The sequence below is a fragment of the Clostridium sp. MCC353 genome (assembly GCF_018785315.1).
Classification (GTDB): Bacteria; Bacillota; Clostridia; order Lachnospirales; family Lachnospiraceae; genus CHH4-2.
Map to the genome: position 1 here is coordinate 88,732 of NZ_WQPN01000008.1, position 18,854 is coordinate 107,585.

At 39.5% G+C, this 18,854-nt stretch carries 13 protein-coding genes; all 13 read left to right on the forward strand.

Going from position 1 to position 18,854, the window contains the following annotated elements:
* Nucleotides 1–147 precede the first annotated feature (147 nt).
* The 13 genes from GPL15_RS02405 (at nt 148) to GPL15_RS02465 (ending at nt 18,437) form a co-directional block, all read left to right on the forward strand.
* A complete protein-coding gene (locus GPL15_RS02405) occupies nt 148–2,286 on the forward strand; it encodes a class I SAM-dependent DNA methyltransferase (RefSeq protein WP_215695608.1) in 2,139 nt (712 codons plus the stop codon).
* A 12-nt stretch (nt 2,287–2,298) separates the two neighbouring features.
* Nucleotides 2,299–3,534: a restriction endonuclease subunit S gene (locus GPL15_RS02410; protein ID WP_215695610.1), complete on the forward strand. Its 1,236-nt coding sequence runs from the start codon at nt 2,299–2,301 to the stop codon at nt 3,532–3,534.
* A complete protein-coding gene (locus GPL15_RS02415) occupies nt 3,527–6,595 on the forward strand; it encodes a DEAD/DEAH box helicase family protein (RefSeq protein ID WP_252198042.1) in 3,069 nt (1,022 codons plus the stop codon). The genes GPL15_RS02410 and GPL15_RS02415 overlap by 8 nt, the downstream gene beginning before the upstream one ends.
* Nucleotides 6,596–6,604: 9 nt before the next feature.
* Nucleotides 6,605–9,445, forward strand: coding sequence for an AAA family ATPase (locus tag GPL15_RS02420; protein ID WP_346344880.1), 2,841 nt, complete (start codon nt 6,605–6,607; stop codon nt 9,443–9,445).
* Nucleotides 9,442–10,512, forward strand: a complete 1,071-nt coding sequence (gene mcrC, locus GPL15_RS02425; protein ID WP_215695613.1) for a 5-methylcytosine-specific restriction endonuclease system specificity protein McrC — start codon at nt 9,442–9,444, stop codon at nt 10,510–10,512. Before GPL15_RS02420 ends, mcrC begins: the two co-directional genes overlap by 4 nt.
* 561 nt (nt 10,513–11,073) lie before the next feature.
* Nucleotides 11,074–12,570, forward strand: coding sequence for a serine/threonine-protein kinase (locus GPL15_RS02430; RefSeq protein ID WP_215695615.1), 1,497 nt, complete (start codon nt 11,074–11,076; stop codon nt 12,568–12,570).
* Between the two features lie 240 nt (nt 12,571–12,810).
* On the forward strand, nt 12,811–13,887 hold the full coding sequence (locus GPL15_RS02435; RefSeq protein WP_346344881.1) for a PDDEXK nuclease domain-containing protein: 1,077 nt from the start codon (nt 12,811–12,813) through the stop codon (nt 13,885–13,887).
* A gap of 621 nt (nt 13,888–14,508) precedes the next feature.
* The gene (locus GPL15_RS02440; protein WP_215695616.1) at nt 14,509–15,516 is read left to right on the forward strand and encodes a DUF2971 domain-containing protein; all 1,008 of its coding nucleotides are present in this window, start codon (nt 14,509–14,511) and stop codon (nt 15,514–15,516) included.
* A gap of 49 nt (nt 15,517–15,565) precedes the next feature.
* Nucleotides 15,566–15,715, forward strand: a complete 150-nt coding sequence (locus tag GPL15_RS02445; protein ID WP_215695618.1) for a hypothetical protein — start codon at nt 15,566–15,568, stop codon at nt 15,713–15,715.
* A gap of 134 nt (nt 15,716–15,849) precedes the next feature.
* Nucleotides 15,850–16,854 carry a virulence RhuM family protein gene (rhuM, locus tag GPL15_RS02450; RefSeq protein ID WP_215695620.1) on the forward strand — a complete coding sequence of 335 codons (1,005 nt, stop codon included), beginning with the start codon at nt 15,850–15,852 and terminating at the stop codon, nt 16,852–16,854.
* Nucleotides 16,855–17,310: 456 nt separating this feature from the next.
* Nucleotides 17,311–17,736 carry a UPF0158 family protein gene (locus tag GPL15_RS02455; RefSeq protein WP_215695622.1) on the forward strand — a complete coding sequence of 142 codons (426 nt, stop codon included), beginning with the start codon at nt 17,311–17,313 and terminating at the stop codon, nt 17,734–17,736.
* Nucleotides 17,733–18,137: a GNAT family N-acetyltransferase gene (locus GPL15_RS27240; protein WP_215695624.1), complete on the forward strand. Its 405-nt coding sequence runs from the start codon at nt 17,733–17,735 to the stop codon at nt 18,135–18,137. Before GPL15_RS02455 ends, GPL15_RS27240 begins: the two co-directional genes overlap by 4 nt.
* A 42-nt stretch (nt 18,138–18,179) precedes the next feature.
* A complete protein-coding gene (locus GPL15_RS02465; protein ID WP_252198043.1) occupies nt 18,180–18,437 on the forward strand; it encodes a hypothetical protein in 258 nt (85 codons plus the stop codon).
* The last annotated feature ends 417 nt before the right edge of the window (nt 18,438–18,854 follow it).

The following is an 18,854-nucleotide window of genomic DNA, read 5'->3' on the forward strand; positions in this document are numbered from 1 at the left end:
AGAGAGCTTCATCCGGAGGAATATGAAGGTCTTTCACCGTTTGAAGACCACTACGAAGAAGAATAAGTCCTGATTATTGGACATCTAAAGATTTATAATGAATACAAGATGGGAGTAGAATATTCCCGTGAATGGAGGATAAAGCAAATGGCTGACAAGCAGGTAATTGATGCAATGTGGGATGACTCTCCTATTGATGTATCAACAGAAGTGAATTTTATCTGGTCTATCGCAAACAAGCTGCGTGGTACATACCAGAGCGATAAGTATAAGGATGTTATCATCCCGATGGTTATTATCCGTCGTTTTGAGTGTGCCTTGGAGCCGACGAAGCAGAAGGTGGTAGACCAGTTTAAGGCAAATCCTCAATATCCGGCAAAGGCGATGTATCATATATCTGGATATCATTTCTATAATACCAGTGAATTAAATCTTGCAGAGTTGATTAATGATCCGGATATTCTTGCGGCAAATTTCAAAGCATATTTGCAGAGCTTTTCTCAGAATGTGCAGGAGATTATTGTGTCTGCAGAAAAGGGTCTTGATTTTTACAAGCAGATTGACAAAATGGACAAGAACAATCGCCTGCTCAGTGTAGTTAAGGCCTTTTCCGAGCTTGACCTGAATCCGCGTACAATTGACAATGTGAAGATGGGATACATTTTTGAGGAGCTTATCCGTAAGTTTTCTGAAAATGCTGAAGCTGGTGATCACTACACTGGCCGTGATATTATCAAGCTCATGGTCAATATTTTGCTGGCTGAAGGATGCGACGATATCTTTGATGACGGTAAGGTTATTACAGTTTTAGACCAAGCGTGCGGAACCGGTGGTATGTTGTCTACCAGCTACAATTTCATTAAGCGCTATAATCCGACTGCAAAAGTGTATCTGTTTGGTCAGGAAATCAATCCAGAGTCCTATGCCATCTGCCTTGCAGAGATGTTGATTAAGGGGCAGAATGCAGAAAATATCTGCTATCAGGATACGATGGTGGCAGATCGCTTTAAAGGTACAAAGATGCGCTTTGTCATCGAAAATCCGCCTTTTGGCACACCGTGGGGTGGCAAGGATGCAGCAGAGGGCGTAGAGGCCGCTGTTAATGATGAATACGGAAAAGGCTTCGACGGGCGCTGGGGTGCTGGATTACCGGGTTCCGGTGATATGCAGATGCTTTTCTTACAGTCTGCCATTGATAAGATGGATGACAATTTTGGACGTGCTGCAATTATTGAGAACGGTTCCCCGTTGTTTTCAGGTGGAACAGCGTCCGGTGAAAGTCAAATTCGTCGTTGGATGCTGGAGAACGATTTGATTGAAGCGATTATTGCTTTGCCGGTTGACCTCTTTTACAATACCGGAATCGCCACCTATATTTGGGTGCTTTCCAAAAACAAACGTCCGGAACGCAAGGGTAAAATCCAGCTGATTGATGCATCTTCTTTCTTCCACAAGTTGCGCAAAGCGTTGGGTGATAAAAAGAACGACATCTCTTTGGAAGACCGTAAGGCTATTACAAAACTGTATGCAGATTTTGTAGAAAACGAATATTGTAAAATATACGCAAACGAGGAATTTATCTACCGCGAGTATGTGATAATGCAGCCGCTTCAGCGTAGCTATGCCATAACGGACGAGCGCATTGATGCAATGCTCTCGAAAGGTGCATTATCTTCTCTTTACGATGAAGCAAAAGTGAATGAGCTGGAAAATGCAGAAGAATTGACAGGAAAAGACCAGAAGAAACTGGAATCAATGCAAAACAATCAGCCTGTTTACGAGGCCATTGTCAGTGCGTTGCGAGCTGCGATTTCGGATGATGTATATTATTCCCCAGCAGATTTTGCGCCGGTACTTGCCCGTGTTCTTGGAAATGGAAATCTTCCGGCTCCAGCAGGTGCAGATGCAAAGCCAATGGTTAACAAAAAGCTGATGGACAAGATTGCCGATGGACTTTCAGTAATGGACAAGAAGGCAGAAATCCAGCGTGATAAAAAGGGCAATATCATTTATGACAAAGAAACCAAGGACACCGAAATTGTCAGATTTGATGAGGATATTGATACTTATATGGCACGAGAGGTTTTGCCGCATATCCCGGATGCTAAGGCATTCTTTGAAGAGGATTTAGGAAAGAAGAAACCCGTAATCAAAACGGGCGCAGAGATTCCGTTTACTCGTTATTTCTATAAATATCAGCAGCCTGTGGCAAGTGAGGAGTTGGAAACCAAGTTCATGGAATTGGAACTTTCTGTTTCTTCTCGTGTCGCTGACCTGTTTGAATAAGGCGGTGATGATATGAGAGAAATGAAAGATAGTGGGATAGAATGGATTGGTGTCATTCCAAACGGCTGGGTAGTTATGCCTGTAAAGTACTACTTTGCTATCAGCAGAGGTAGAGTCATATCTGTATTTGATTTGGATGAAAACGGAATATATCCAGTATTCTCATCACAAACAGAGAACGATGGATGTTTTGGTTTTCTAAATACATTTGATTACAGCGGCCCCGCAATTACATGGACTACTGATGGAGCAAAAGCTGGTACTGTGTTTTATCGAGATGGGAAATACAATTGTACGAATGTTTGTGGTATTTTACAATTAAAGCAACAGTATAGACAGAGCTCGGATTTGCTATTCTTTACCTATGCTATCGGAATGGTGGCAGAGCGGAATAAACGGTATGATATCAATGGATTTAAAATAATGAGTAATGAAATGGCAAACATTAAGTTTGCTGTTCCTCCACTTGAAGAACAAAAAATAATTGCACAATTCCTTAGCAAGAAGTGTGATGAAATTGACACTCTTGCTGCGAATATCCAATCGCAAATTGATGTACTGGAACAGTATAAGAGGTCAGTTGTTACCGAAACTGTAACCAAGGGGCTGAATCCAGACGTCGAGATGAAGGATAGCAGAACACCGTGGATTGGAGCAATGCCGAAAAAATGGGAAATCATCAGAGGAAAGTATATTCTTAAATATGTACAGAAACCAATACGGGAAGATGATGGTATCATAACGTGCTTCCGAGATGGAGAGGTTACCCTTCGCAGCAATCGTCGAGAAGACGGTTTCACAATAGCTGATAAAGAGATTGGGTACCAAGGTATCGATGTGGGTGATTTAGTAGTGCATGGTATGGATGGATTTGCCGGAGCAATTGGAATCTCCGATTCACGTGGAAAGGCATCACCGGTACTGAATGTATTAGATACTGTACAGAACAAAAGATATATTATGTATTATCTGCGGAGTATGGCTTATGGGGATGTCTTTCTTGCTTTGACGACTGGGATTCGAGTTCGCTCATGTGATTTGCGTTGGAATAAACTTGCCGAGCTGGTTTACCCTGTTCCACCGCGAGAAGAGCAGGAGGCGATTGTGGCCCATATCGATGCCACCATAGAGAAAGCGAATGCCGTAATTGCGGATAAAAAAGCGCAATTGGAAACATTGGATAACTACAAAAAGTCACTCATTTATGAATATGTGACCGGAAAGAAGGAGGTGCCTGCGAATGTCTGATATGCGAAGCGACGACGGTGTTATCATAGAAGCACAGGATAAAGATGGTACAGCTAAAAGGGTGGCAGTCTACTATGATAAGCTGATTCACAAGACATCCATTCTTTCGGAAAAGGAGTATCAAAAATATCTCCTTGAGCGACTGGAGAAGGATAACGGTTATATCATTCGTAAGGCCAGCAGCTTTGACCGGTCTTTTGCAATAGATCGGGAATTGCTGTATAAGTTCCTCAATGATACACAGGCAGACACGATGGACTACTTGCGAAAAATATATAAGGATGACCTTGAAGAGACCATCGTGAATTTCATCAATGCAGAAACCACAAAAACACGTGGCAGCTTATTGGACGTGCTGAAACACGGCATCGAAATATCTAACAGAAAGTTGATGCTAATGTATATCAAGCCAGCCACTACCTTTAATTCGGAATTGACGAAGAAATACAGTCAGAACATCTTCTCTGTGATGGAGGAAGTCTGGGCCAGCGACAAAGAGCGTATAGATGTCGTGATTTTCTTGAACGGCTTAGCAATCATGTCTTTTGAACTGAAGTGCAATGCTGCCGGACAATCTTATCAGGACGCGATTTATCAGTTCAGAACGGAACGCAGCCCGAAGACTCGTCTGTTCCGTTTTAAGTCTGGCTGCTTGGTAAACTTTGCGATGGATTTGGAAGAGGTGTACATGACCACCAAACTGGATGGTAATGCCACATTCTTTCTTCCATTCAATATTGGAAATGGTACCGGTGTTACTGCTGGTGCAGGAAACCCGGTGTATGAAGATAAATACAGTGTCTCTTATATGTGGGAAGACATTTTGACAAAGGATACTGTAATTGACCTTGTCAGCAAGTTCATTTTTGTGGAAAGCAAGGAAAAAGTCGATGATGCAACAGGTAAAATCAAGCGGTCTGAGAATCTGATTTTCCCTCGTTACCATCAGTTGGATGTCATTCGTAAGGTGCTTGCGGATGTGCGTGTGAATCGCACAGCGCAAAATTATCTCATACAGCACAGTGCAGGTTCCGGCAAAACGAACTCTATCGCATGGCTGGCCCATCGGTTGACATCCCTGCACGATGCCGAGAACAAAATCATCTTTGATAATATCATCATTGTAACTGACCGTGTGGTAGTTGACCGTCAGCTGCAGAAAGCTATTATGGGTATGGAGCACAAAGCTGGTCTTATCCGTGTGATGGATAATAAATGCAATTCGGCAGACCTTGCGATTGCGCTGAATGGAAACACAAAAATAATTGCAACGACTATCCAAAAGTTTCCGTATATTGTGGATAGTGTTGCAGACCTGAAGAATAAGAGCTTTGCTGTCATAATTGATGAAGCGCATTCTTCCACTGCCGGCAAAGATATGGCAGCTGTCACTCTGTCGCTTGGCTCAGGCGAGCAGGTTGAGAGTGATGTGGAGGATATGATTACAGATGAAATCCGCAGAAATGGTAAGCAGGCAAATGTTTCGATTTTTGCATTTACAGCCACACCGAAGCCGACTACGATACAGCTTTTTGGTCGTCTGAACACCAAGGGCCAGCGAGAGGCTTTTCACGTTTACTCTATGAAGCAGGCGATTGAAGAAGGCTTTATTCTTGATGTGTTGCAGAATTATACAGAATACTCGACCTTTTATCAAATCAACAAAGAGATAGAAGATGATCCACGCTGCAAGACAAACAGCGTAAAGCGCCAGATTGCCAGATTCGTCGAATTGCATGAGACCAATATTGCACAGCGTATAGAAGTTATTGTAGAACATTTTCGTACCACCGTTATGCATGAGCTTGGTGGACAGGCAAAGGCAATGGTTATCACGGCTTCACGTCAAAGTGCAGTGAAATACCGTCAGGCATTTGAGGACTATATTACCAAAAAGGGCTATAAAGGCATTCATGCTCTGGTTGCATTTTCCGGCAAAGTTAAGCTAGACGGTGATGAGAAGGAGTATACGGAAGCATCACTGAACGGGTTCTCTGAAGACCGGCTTACAAAAGAATTCGATTCTGATGCATATCAGGTGCTGCTGGTAGCAAATAAATACCAGACCGGATTTGACCAGCCAAAGCTGTGTGCAATGTATGTTTTGAAAAAACTCAAGGGCGTAAATGCAGTCCAGACATTATCCAGGTTAAATCGAATTTGCGTTCCATACGAGAAAAAGACTTTTGTTTTGGATTTTGTGAATACCTATGAAGATATCAAGGCGGCCTTTGCCCCATATTATACGACGACGCTTTTAGCCAATTCTGTTACACCGAGTGCGATTTATGATTTGGAAGCAAAGATTGATGCCTATGCCCTGTTCGACCCGGCTGATATCGAGGCTGCGAATGACATATTGTATGTAGATAAAGTTACAGGAAAGCAAAAGCAGCGTCTGACCTTTTTCCTGCAGAAGAGCAAAAAACTGTTGGAACGCTTCGAGTATAACGAACAGCGTGAGGTAGTTGAAACAATGCGAGGGTTTGTAAGGTATTATGAGTTTTTATTGCAGGTGTCCAGTTTTGAGGATACAGACTTGCATAAAAAATATAACTTCATTTCCTACCTTCTGTCCTTCATCAACATTAAGCATCCGGGGGGTGGATTTAACTTAGATGGCAAAATTAAAGCGTCAAACTTTGTCCAGAAAAAGGGCGAAGAGCACGTAGAATCAAACCTTGTTGCTAAGCCGGTGATGAAATTACCAACAGCAGAACATTTCGGGCTTACAGAAGATAAAGAAAAACGCCTGTCAGAAATCATCGACGAAATCAACAGCCGTACCGGAAAGAGCTATGATAATGACGTAGTTGTAAAAGCCATGTTGCAGATTCGGGATATTATGATGAAGTCGGATAGACTGAAAACAAGCGCAAAGAACAATACGCAGCACGACTTTGAGTTTTCCTATTTTGATGATATCGACGATGCGCTTATTGAAGGACTGTCACAGAATCAGGATTTCTTCTCTTTGCTGTTATCGAATGATGAAATGAAGCGTCAGGTGCTGGGGATTTTCTCGGATGAAATTTACAGAAGCCTGCGTGAAGCAATGTAAAGGCGGTGAATGAAAATGTTTGATAAGTTCAGACTGAAAGAGGCGCTGGTTGAATATAAAAAGCGTTTTGTGCAAACGCAATGGCCAGATGAAAAGTACAAATGGGAAGCAGTAAAATGCTTTCAGGTGAATTGGGATGTCAATTCCGATGATTTTGCGCATATGCTGAATAAGGCACTTTCTCAAACAGGTAATCTGTTGGCCTCTGTAAATAATTTCCCTGCAAGAATGATTACCAAGTTTGCAGAGATTGCAGAGGAAGAAGTCCGTGCTATGTTCATCGAGTTGTTTGATGAGAGCAAGGATGTATATGAGAGAATCAGTAATTTCAAGCAGAAGTCCAATAGCCTGCTCGAACGTTATGGTAATGGAGACGCACAGCATTATCAGTATGAAAGTGCGATATGTACATATTTGTGGCTGCGTTATCCGGACAAGTATTACATCTATAAATTAAGTGAAATTAAGGCTGTATCCAGTGAGTTGGAGAGCGATTACACTTTCAAAAAAGGAGCTTATGTCGACAATATTCGTAATTTCCTTGCGTTTTATGATGAGATATGTGCAGAACTTAAACAGGACGATGAATTAAAGAACTTAATGGCATCACAGATTACAGGCACTTGTTATCCAGACCCAGAACTCCATACATTAACCATTGATGTAGGATTCTTTATTAGCAGGTACCTCAATAAAAAGGATGACGCACCCACTACGGATGACTGGTGGCCAAGTGATTATACTCCGGCCCTTTCTGTGGACGAGTGGGAAGCTCTTCTGGGTGATAATGAAGTATTCACGGATAGCAGCCTCGAAATCATGAAGCGCATGCTTGATTACGGTGGAAAGGCTACCTGCACACAGCTTTCTATTAAATACGGTGAAAGCAAAAACTTTTATAACGCTGGTTCCTCTGCCCTTGCAAAGCGTGTTGTGCAGAAAACCGGCTGCCCGGTAATACCACGCGATGATGATAGCACACGCTGGTGGCCCGTCCTTTATGTTGGGAAGAATGCAAAGAAAGATGAAGACGGTTCCTTTGTTTGGAAGTTACGCGATGAGCTGAATGAAGCATTGAAACGAATTGATTTGACGAAAATCAAGCTATATGCAAATTTGACTCCAGTTTTCTGGAAAATCAGTCATGGAACTGATTGCATCACGAATGCGGAAGCAGCAACTTTCAATAAACGTCGAGTAGTTGTTGTCCATAAAGATACTGCAGCCAAAGGAAAATCAAAGGTATCACAGGGAGAAGATTTTGTGGCCAATATGAAAAAAGGCGACTTCTTTTATCTGTGCCGTGGAAACAGTATCCGGCTCCTTTGCCGTATTGATACAGATAAAGTTGAGGAGAATCCGGAAAAACAGGATGGATGGTGTGAACGCAGTTATACTGTCATTGCCGAGTCACGAGATACAAATGCATACTCTGGAGAAAAAAAGTGGTGGACGCCAAATGATAACTCCACCTGCATTCCCGTGCCGGAAAGTGAAAAAGGACTGTTTGATGAGTATATACTAAAACCGTACTTCAATTTAACGACGGAGGATTTGCTGCGCAATGACACATCAGGTATGCACTATTGGTTCCTGAATGCTAATCCAAAAATGTGGAGTATGTCCAGCATGCCGGTTGGTGAGGTGCAGGATTACACTCTTTATAACGACAATGGCAACAAGCGTCGTATTTTCCAGAACTTTTTGGATGCCAAAGCTGGCGATATGGTTATCGGATATGAATCTACGCCAGTTAAACAAATAGTAGCCCTTATGCGTATCAGTGCTGAGCAAGACGGAGATAAGATTTATTTTGAAAAGCTGGAGGGCCTTTCTTCTCCGATAGACTTTGCAACATTGAAAGCCTGTTCTGAACTCGAAAAGATGGAATATTTTGGTATGCAGCAAGGCAGCCTGTTTAAGCTGACGAAGGGCGAATATGAATTTATCCTTGATATGATTCGGGATGAAAATCCGGCACCGGCATCAAAGGGCAATGAGAAATATGATAAAGCAAAATTCTTAGAAGATGTCTATATGACGGAAAGCAAGTATGACCGTCTGGTAGCTGTTCTGAAAAAGAAAAAGAATGTCATCCTTCAAGGCGCTCCGGGTGTTGGAAAGACATTTGCTGCGATACGGCTGGCATATTCCATCATGGAGGAGGTGGACGATGACCGCATTGAATTCGTACAGTTCCATCAAAATTACTCCTATGAAGATTTCATGATGGGTTACAAACCGGTTGAGGACGGATTTGAGCTGAAGTATGGCATATTCTATCGTTTTTGTCAGAAGGCGGCAAACCATCTGGACAAAGATTACTTCTTTATCATCGATGAGATAAACCGTGGTAATATGAGTAAGATTTTCGGAGAGCTCCTGATGCTGATTGAGGCAGATTATCGTGATAAGAAAGCAACACTCGCCTACAATGGCTTGAGCTTTTCGGTACCGAAGTGCCTTCATATTATTGGCATGATGAATACAGCTGACCGTAGCCTGGCGATGATTGATTATGCGTTGCGTCGTCGATTCAGCTTCTTTGATATGGAGCCGGGATTTGAGTCGGAAGGCTTTATGAAATACCAGAAAGGATTAGCAAACGACACATTCGACGCCTTGATTGATAAAATCAAAGACTTGAATAGAGAGATAATGCAGGATAAGTCGCTGGGTAAGGGCTTCTGCATTGGTCACAGTTATTTATGCAATGCCAAACAATGTACGGATGACTGGATGAAGGATGTTGTCGATTTTGATATTCTTCCTATGCTTAGCGAGTATTGGTTTGACGATGCGAATAAGCTGCAGCGTTGGGAGAATATCTTGCATGGTGTATTTCAATGACAAAGGACAAGAGCATTTTAATTAACAACATTTATTACATGCTATCCTATGCTTTTCAAACGCTGAATCAGGAAACTTATGATGATGTTGCAGTTGAATCTTTTAATGAGATGTACGACCTTCTGGCGGCTATATTGGCCAAAGGCATAGGACAGCAGTTGAAACAAGGTTTGTATCGGGAGTATATCAGTTGCCAAGAAGAGTTGGCTATTATGAGAGGCAAAATCAGCATACCTGGAACGATTAAGAATCGTATGGCACATGAACGTGTACTTACTTGCGATTATGATGAGCTTTCAGAGAATAACCAGCTGAATCAAATTCTGAAAATAACAGTTTTGCTGTTACTCCGAAATGCTAAGGTAAAAGCTGAGTATAAGGACGACCTAAGAAAGAAAATACTCTATTTTTCCAATGTTGATACACTGGAGCCTAATGATATACGCTGGTCGTCCATACGTTTTCAGAGAAATAACCAGACTTATCGGATGTTGATAGCTATCTGCCAGCTTATCATAGAGGGTATGCTTATCACGACAGATGCTGGTGATTATCGTTTGGCATCCTTTGTTGACGAACAGCGGATGTGCCGATTGTATGAGAAGTTTATTCTTGAGTATTACAGCAGGCACTTTCCAAAACTATCCGTCAGTGCAGCGCAAATACCGTGGGCCTTGGATGACGGCTTAGGTACGATGCTTCCGGTTATGCAGAGCGATATTCATCTGCAAAAAGACAACACTATACTTATCATAGATGCCAAGTATTATAGCCACATGACCCAAGTTCAATTTGATAAGCATACCCTGCATTCGAACAATTTGTACCAGATTTTTACTTATGTGAAGAACAGGCACTATGACTTTGGCAACAAGCCGAATGTGGTCTCTGGTATGCTTCTGTATGCAAAAACAGAAGAAGAGATACAGCCGGATAATGAGTATCAGATGCACGGCAGCAAGGTAAGCGTGAAAACGCTAGATTTGAATTTGCCGTTTGCAGACATTGCGGCTCAGCTGAATAAAATCGCTATTGAACATTTCGGTGATGGATTATATCAGGGATAGAAGGTGAAGGTTTATGATGATTAGCCCGGAAGGCTACTACGAGGAATATCTCAAAGGAAAAGATGAAAAGCAGATTATGAGAGCTATTCGTGGTCTTTAGAAGAAATTAGCCAGATTGAAAAATATAATGGAAAGCCCAGTAATGTTTTCGGTAACGAGAAGGATGATTCTTTTAAGGGAAGCATTGGAGCGCTTTACCAGACCTTTGAACCATTCTTTTTCGGATGATTCGGATGGAAATAAAAGAATTGCTGCTGCTATTTTCTTATTTTTTATGGATAGGAATCAGGCGCTGTTTCGGGATGGGTAAAAGGTGATTGCTGACCATACGCTGGTGACCTTGACAATTTTGATTGCAGAATCAAGGCCAGAGGAAAAAGAGATGATGATTAGTGTGATAATGAATTGTATCAAGTAATTAAGAAGTGTGGGATTCCGCCCGGGGTCACTTCTGTCCTGTGGACATCATTTTTATACACTCGAGACATTGTGAGGTCTGCGTGAAATTTTGTCGGATAAGATAGTTGGTTTTAGTAAATAAAATGTTAGGGGATTTAATTTATGAATTATGAAGCTGAACAGTTTAAAAAAGATGTTATAATTAATATTCAGAACGATGCTTCTTACTCGGATGAAGTTGTTGAAGCATTAGAGAATTCAAAGTTTGAATTTGAAGATTCTTCTATTTTTACAAAAAGGGAGTGGAATACTTATATTAGAAAATTAAAAATATATTGTTCTGCTCATGGAAAAGCTGTATTAGAAAGCCAAAAAAAAAGATTGTATCAATTTATGGATTCCTTACATGGTGTGCGAGATGATTACATGTTAATGGAATTGATTATTTTTGTAAGTGCAGAGATGGAAGATCATGTTATTACATCAAATCGTATTATAATAAATAAGCATGTGGAGATAGACAAGGCCAATGATTTAATAGGTACAGGTGGATTCGCTTCAATTTATAAGGTGGATGATAGTGAGATTGGAGTATCATTTGCGTATAAGATATTTGATCCATCGCCATTTCAAGGAAGTAGTAAAGAAATCATGAAAAAACGATTTTTGCGTGAGGCCAGAAAGGTGTTAAGTTATTCCCATGAGAATATTGTTCATGCATATGATTTCGGATTTTTAGGTAATGATAGTGGATACATAAAATTGGAACATATTGATGGAAAAAAAGTTATTGATTATATAAAAGAAAATTTTTTGTCGGAGGAAGACAAAAATAGATTGGCAAGTCAATATGTTTCAGCGATGGCATATATACATGGTAAGGCGGATATACATCGCGATATTAGTTATTCAAATATAATGGTTGATGGTGACGGAAATATTAAGGTGCTAGATTTTGGATTTGCAAGGGGCATGAAAGATAGTGAGTACGATACGATATATCAAGATATAGTCCATAAATTTATGCCACCGGATAAACAGTATGATATTAGAACAGAAATTTACTGTATAGGGGCCGTGTTGTTTTCTATTTATGCAGAAGAAGAATTTCATATTTCAAAGATAGATGACATTAGCTTAAGTGACTTAAATGTTTATAATATAATCAAAAAATGTTTAGAGAAAAATCCAGATAATAGATATCAGTCAGCAATTGAACTGAGGAATGATTTTGAAGCTATGATTGAGGGGCATCAAAACATAAGTATGCCAGTCGCATCAAATAAAATAAGCAATGGATTTTCTCTAGATTATTTTGAAGAAATGGTTAATAAGATTGCACGTATCGAATTTCAAATAGGAATGTTACCATCTTTGAATACGGTTAAAGAATGGGTAGAGATACAGTTGCCGGATTTTATTGAGAAACATTATTTCCGAAGCAAAATGAACTTCACACAGTTGATTAAACAATTTCCTGGTCTCTATCAAATTCATGTTTATAGAAATGAAAGTTATGAAATAGAAAAATATCCAATTGAAGAGTTATATAATACATACATTCAATTCTCGGAAAAAGAAAAATCATATATAGTTAAAGGAATTTATTCAATTATTTTAGGAAATTCTATAGAAACGCAAGAGTTGCCTTTTAACTAGCAGAAGATAACAATTTTCTTTTTGAGAATTCGAATCATACACTCCATCCTTACGAAGCTCGTTGTTTAATATTGAAAGTGTAAGTTAATGGAAAATTGGTGATTAACAAGGGGGGAATATTGAAATGTAATTAATAACAATGAAACAAGATACTGCAAAAGTATTGCCCTGTTATTAAAGCTATAGTATAAATAGAGGTATTTGTCTAAACGGGATTAAGTGTAATAGCGAGGTGAGAAATTGAATAATCGAAAACAAATGGGAAAGAATAAAGATGGAGTAATATTCCCTGTTGCTCCAAATCTTTCTGAGATGAGTGATGCTTATTTGAGTTTTATAGAAGAAGTGAAAGCGGAAATCCGAAAGCAGCGAATTTCTGTGGTGTTGAATGCAAATTCCAGCATGATCTGCCTTTACTGGAACATTGGCAGAGCCATTCTGAAAAAACAGGAAGAAGAAGGCTGGGGTGCAAAAGTCATTGACCGTATGGCCAAGGACTTAAAGGATGCGTTCCCTGAAATGTCTGGTTTTTCGCCCAGAAACATTAAGTATATGCGAAAGTTCGCCGAGAGCTGGCCTGATTTTGAAATTGTGCAACAGGTTGTGGCACAAATTCCGTGGAGAACGAATCGTATGCTATTAGATAAACTTGATTCTATGGAAAGCCGCATCTGGTATGCACATAAAACAATAGAAAATGGCTGGAGCAGCAATGTATTGGAATTGCAAATACAGGGCGGTCTCATGGAGCGTTTAGGAAGAAGCGTGAATAATTTCCCGGATGCACTTTCTCCTATAGATTCCGATCTGGTCAATCAAGTGTTTAAAGACCCCTATCTGTTTGATTTCCTTGGGACAGACATGCCCCGGAGAGAGGTTGAGATTGAACGAAAACTAACAGAACACATTCAAAGTTTTCTGCTGGAATTGGGACAAGGATTTGCTTTTGTGGGCAGACAGGTACATCTGGAGGTCGACGGCGATGATTTTTATATTGATCTCTTATTTTATCACCTGAAGCTGCGATGTTATGTGGTGATTGAATTGAAAGCCTGTGATTTTGAGCCGGGGTTTATCAGCCAACTCAATATGTATCAAAATGTAGTTAACGATGTTTTACGCCACCCAGATGACAAGCCGACCATTGGTCTGTTGCTGGTAAAGGGTAAAAATGAAACTGTAGTAGAGTACTCACTGGCAGGATATCAAAACCCTATTGGTGTGGCAGAGTGGAAGAACCAGATTGCTAAGGCTTTGCCGGAAGAGCTGCGTAGCAGCCTGCCATCCATTGAAGAAATCGAAAAAGAACTGGAGTAATTGTGCCACAGCCTGTGGCACAATTAGATTCCAGATGTGCCAAACAATACTGGCAAGAATAAGATGCTTGAACTTTGATAGTTCGAGTGTTTTATTGTTGCCAGTAATTACTACCAGCAAACCTTTCTCTTTCTGGAGATGCGAAGCATCCCCATATATCAAAATCTATGATATAATCTAAACGTAGGAAGTAGAAGTGGAGTGAGTTTGAAAAGACGTGGTTTCCATTTTGACAAGAATAGCAAGGGTTCCTCCAAGGCTTAATTGCGTCTTTCGGATATCCGAATCACCGCTTCTACGCATGCAGAGTCGGTTGTGCTTCTCGTGAGGAAGGCCCAGTAAATCAAAGGGTTTCGGGAAATTGGGCAGGAGATGTAGGTATGCTTTTATGGTTAGTTGGAGTGAAATATGTTTCCAGTTACTTTGATGGGTAAGGAAAATTAACGTATTGGCAAAAGGCAATAGTGTAGAAGGAAGTGAAACACTCTATTTCTACATTCCATGTTGGTAATTGCACACTAGTTATAAAAGATTTTCTGGACAACGGCTTATTTATTTGATAAAAGTAATTAATTCGACTTGATTTGGTAAAAGAACTTAACTATATATAGGGAGAAATATATGCCAGTACTTACAAATGAGTATTTAAGTTTTCATCCAGAAGTGCCATCAGTTTTTTATCATTACTGTTCAGTAGATACTTTTTTGAGCATTATTAATAATAGCAATATCTGGCTTTCGGATGCTGAAGAGACAAATGATTATACTGAAATGAAGTGGCTATTTTCAAAAATTCATGAAACGGTTGAACAAGCATTATTGTCATATCGAAAATTTTTTAGTGAAGAGGTGATTCTAAAAAGTAAAAAGCTTACATATCAAATAGCTGAAAACTTATTAAATAAAAAAGCCCCAATAGTACAGAATTCAAAAAGTTTTTTAGCATGTTTTTCGAAATCCGGTGATTTACTTAGTCAATGGCGTGCATATGGAAATGATGGGAATGGTATTGCCATTGGTTTCAATCCCAGTATTTTTGAAAAGTTTACAGACGAATCTTATTATATTATGAGCAAAGTTATTTATTCTGATAAAGATATTTTAGAGTTTATGCATTCCGCTATTGATGAACCACTTAAATGGGCAATTGAAAGTAGTATTAGCTCTAAAACCAAAGAACTAGATGAAATGGAACTAGCAATGAATATTTCTTTGTTAGTTTATTCGTTGTGGCAAGAAGGACCTATATATAAACATAATTCGTTTATTGAGGAACAGGAATGGAGGCTGTTTCGTAGGTTGCAATCAGGTAATTTTGATTATTGTGATGGCGTTGATGATTATGGTTATGCACATTTTCTTGAAGGTTTTTTTTATAGCAACGAGAAATATCTTGGTGAGTTTACCCGAGGACCTTTAAAGTTTAGAAGCGTAAATAATGATATTCGGTTATATTTTGAACTTGGATTTGAAAAGTGTAAAAGAGAAATTATAAAGGAAATTATTATTGGACCCAAATGTAAAATTGAAGCATTTGATTTGAAGCTACTTTTGGCAAAGAATAAATATATAGATGATATATATTCTGATTCAATAATAATAAAAAATTCTAATTGCCCATATATATAGTCAATAATTTAAAAAAAGTAATGCAAAATAATTAGGCCAGGGGGCTAGAATGGATGAAAAAGAAATAGAGATATTTACTGATGGCAATGTTGCATTAGAGGTACTCATTACACCGGAACAGGATACCATATGGCTAAACCAAAATCAGATGGCCGAATTATTCAAGCGAGATGTAAAAAACGATTGGCTTACATATTAATAATGTTTTGAAAGAGGAATTGCTGGCTCAGACCGCAACTGTTGCAAATTTTGCGATAGTTCAAAAAATGCACATAACAAAGAACCGATACATTAAAAAAGTAAAGGCATAGCAAAGGCGAGGAGGTGAACGGAGTGAATAGTCAAGGTGCTATTAATAGGAAATCAAATATTATTATATACACAACAGAAGACGGTTTGGCAAAGATAGATACAACTTTTGATGGAGATACGGTCTGGCTGTCAATTGATCAGATGGCGGAGTTGTTTCAAAGAGATAGAAGCGTAATAGGCAAGCATGTGAGAAATGTTTTTAAAGAAGGAGAATTGTCCAAAGAATCAGTATGGGCAAAATTTGCCTATACTGCTGCTGACGGAAAAGTTTATGATGTAGATTATTATAATCTTGACGTGATTATTTCGGTCGGTTATCGTGTGAAGTCAAAGCGCGGCACACAATTTAGAATATGGGCAACAGGCATTTTAAAAGAATATATGAGAAAAGGTTTTGCGCTGGACGATGAGCGGCTGAAGAATCTGGGTGGTGGAGGCTACTTTAAAGAATTACTCGAACGTATTAGAGATATACGTGCTTCTGAGAAGGTATTTTACAGGCAAGTCTTAGAAATTTATGCTACAAGTATTGATTATGATCCGAAAGCTGAAATATCTATTCAGTTCTTTAAAAAGGTTCAGAATAAGATTCACTATGCGATTCATGGACAAACTGCAGCAGAAGTTATTTATACCAGAGCGGATGCTGAAAAAGAGTTTATGGGACTTATGACATTTGCAGGAAACCAGCCAACATTAAAAGAGGCTGTCATTGCCAAAAACTATCTGAATGAAAAAGAACTTCGGGCGATGGGACAACTTGTTTCAGGGTATCTTGATTTTGCGGAACGTCAGGCAGAGCGGGAACAGGTAATGACTATGAGCGATTGGGCAGCGCATTTGGATCGTATACTTACAATGAGTGGCGAACAGTTACTTCAAGGAAACGGAAGTGTTACTCATAAACAAGCAGTTGATAAAGCAACGAGTGAATACAGAAAATATAAAACCAGAACCCTCAGTGATGTGGAGAAGGATTATTTGGATTCGATAAAAATATTGGAACATAAAACGGATAAGAGTTGAAAAGGTGATATTATTTACGAGTTAATAAATAAGACAAGCGAAACTCCGCCAGGGGTGCGCCACGTCTTTCAGACATCATTATTATTCACTCAATACACGTTGAGACCGCCGTGTTGCTGGTGCGAAAACCTTGATTCTAGGCGGGGGTTCGGGATTTTTTGGAGAAAATGGAGTTGTGTTTTTCCAGAAGGTGAGATAGATAAGTTTCCGCAGATAGGGGGACGGGGATAACGCCGGATAGTTTGAAAATGAGGGCTTTGTCGGGCAAAAGATACAATCCGGCAAAAACCATACTATTTGGCAAAAGTGGATACTGTTTGGCAAAAACTATAATTCATGGCGAAAGTAACAAATTACTGAAACATTCTTCTGCTCATGTTATACTTATTAAAATAAGTCTTGAAAGAAATCAATTTAAGATGCCAGATTTTTAACAATAGACAGGGGGCTTTAGGGATGAAAGTAAAATTAGGTGTCATTTTGGATGCGATTGAGATGGCAGATGATAATTATACATATTTTTTGGATTTAGAAACAGGAGAAAGTGTGTTCCTTGCAGATGAGCTGATTACTGGTCTGGACAATGAGGGGTTGGAAGATGAAATTGAAGAAAAACCGGAACGCTATTTAAGGCTTCCAACGAAATTTGAAATTCACGAATATCATATCATGGAAGAATTTATCTGGACTTTAAAAGGTGAAAGGGCGGATAAACTGGAATGTGCCATACGGAGGCGGGGAGCGTTCAGGAGATTTAAGGATATGGTAGACAGAATGGGGATTTCACAGCAGTGGTATGATTTTCAGGCAGAGTATTACAGGAAATTGGCCATTGACTGGTGCCGGGAGTATGGGCTGGAGTATGAGGAGGAGAGCATGTGAATATTAGGCTTGCGGAAAAATCAGATATTGAAATTCTTTCTATATATGATAAACATATCAGGATAACTGAACTGGAATCTGCCGTATCGCTTGGCCGGGTAATTGTGGCAGAAGATAACGGAAGCTTTATAGGCTGGCTGCGGTGGAATTTGTTTTGGGATAACACGCCGTTTATGAATATGTTGTTTATACTTGAACGGTATCGTAGCTGTGGCTATGGAAGAAAAATGGTTGCTTATTGGGAAAAACAAATGAAGACTAAGGGGTATGATTTAGTCATGACATCTTCTTTGTCGAATGAAGCGGCACAGCATTTTCACCGTAAATTGAACTATGTGGATTCTGGTGCACTCCTGTTGCCAGAAGAGCCCCTGGAAATTATTTTTGTAAAGAAGCTATAGGTTGAAGTCACTATTTTTATTCATGATATGGAAGGCAGGCCCATGATAAGGTATGTAACAAAGAACGATGAAGGTCAAATCCTATCCTTGATGGAACTGGTAAAAGATGATTTTGCCGGGTATAAAGAAAAGAATTTTTTAGGAGCAGTATATAATGCTACCAGCAATGATGGAGCAATTATGGAAGAAAAAGATGGGAGAATAGCGGGATTACTTTTGTGCTCAAAGAAAAAGAACTGTCTTTTCTTGCCGTGCATCCTGAGTATTGAAAGAACGGTGTTGCAATTGAAAAAGAGCTAATGTAGTAATTATGCAACGGTCTGTTGCACAATTAGAAAACACTTATGCAGAATAAAGTTGGTAAGAATAAAACGCTTGAGCCTTGAGTATTTTATTCTTGGAGGTGGGTTTGCTGATAAAATACCTTTCCTGGTATAATAAAACCTTCTCCAAACAATCTCTTTAATGCTATACTTTACAGATACAAGAAGGACAGAAAGCAGAATAGAAAATCTATGATTTGGATGGAAAAAACTCCTCCGCCAAGGGAAGACTATACCTTTTTGGCATCAAGTTGCTTTGTTGTTTACTAGATAGTGCGTTTTGAGGTTTGCAACTAAGGATAAATTTAGCATCTCTGCCTGTGAGATTAACAATTGAAGATATATTCATATTAAATTCTAACATATTTGCTATGGCATATTTAATGACGCCATA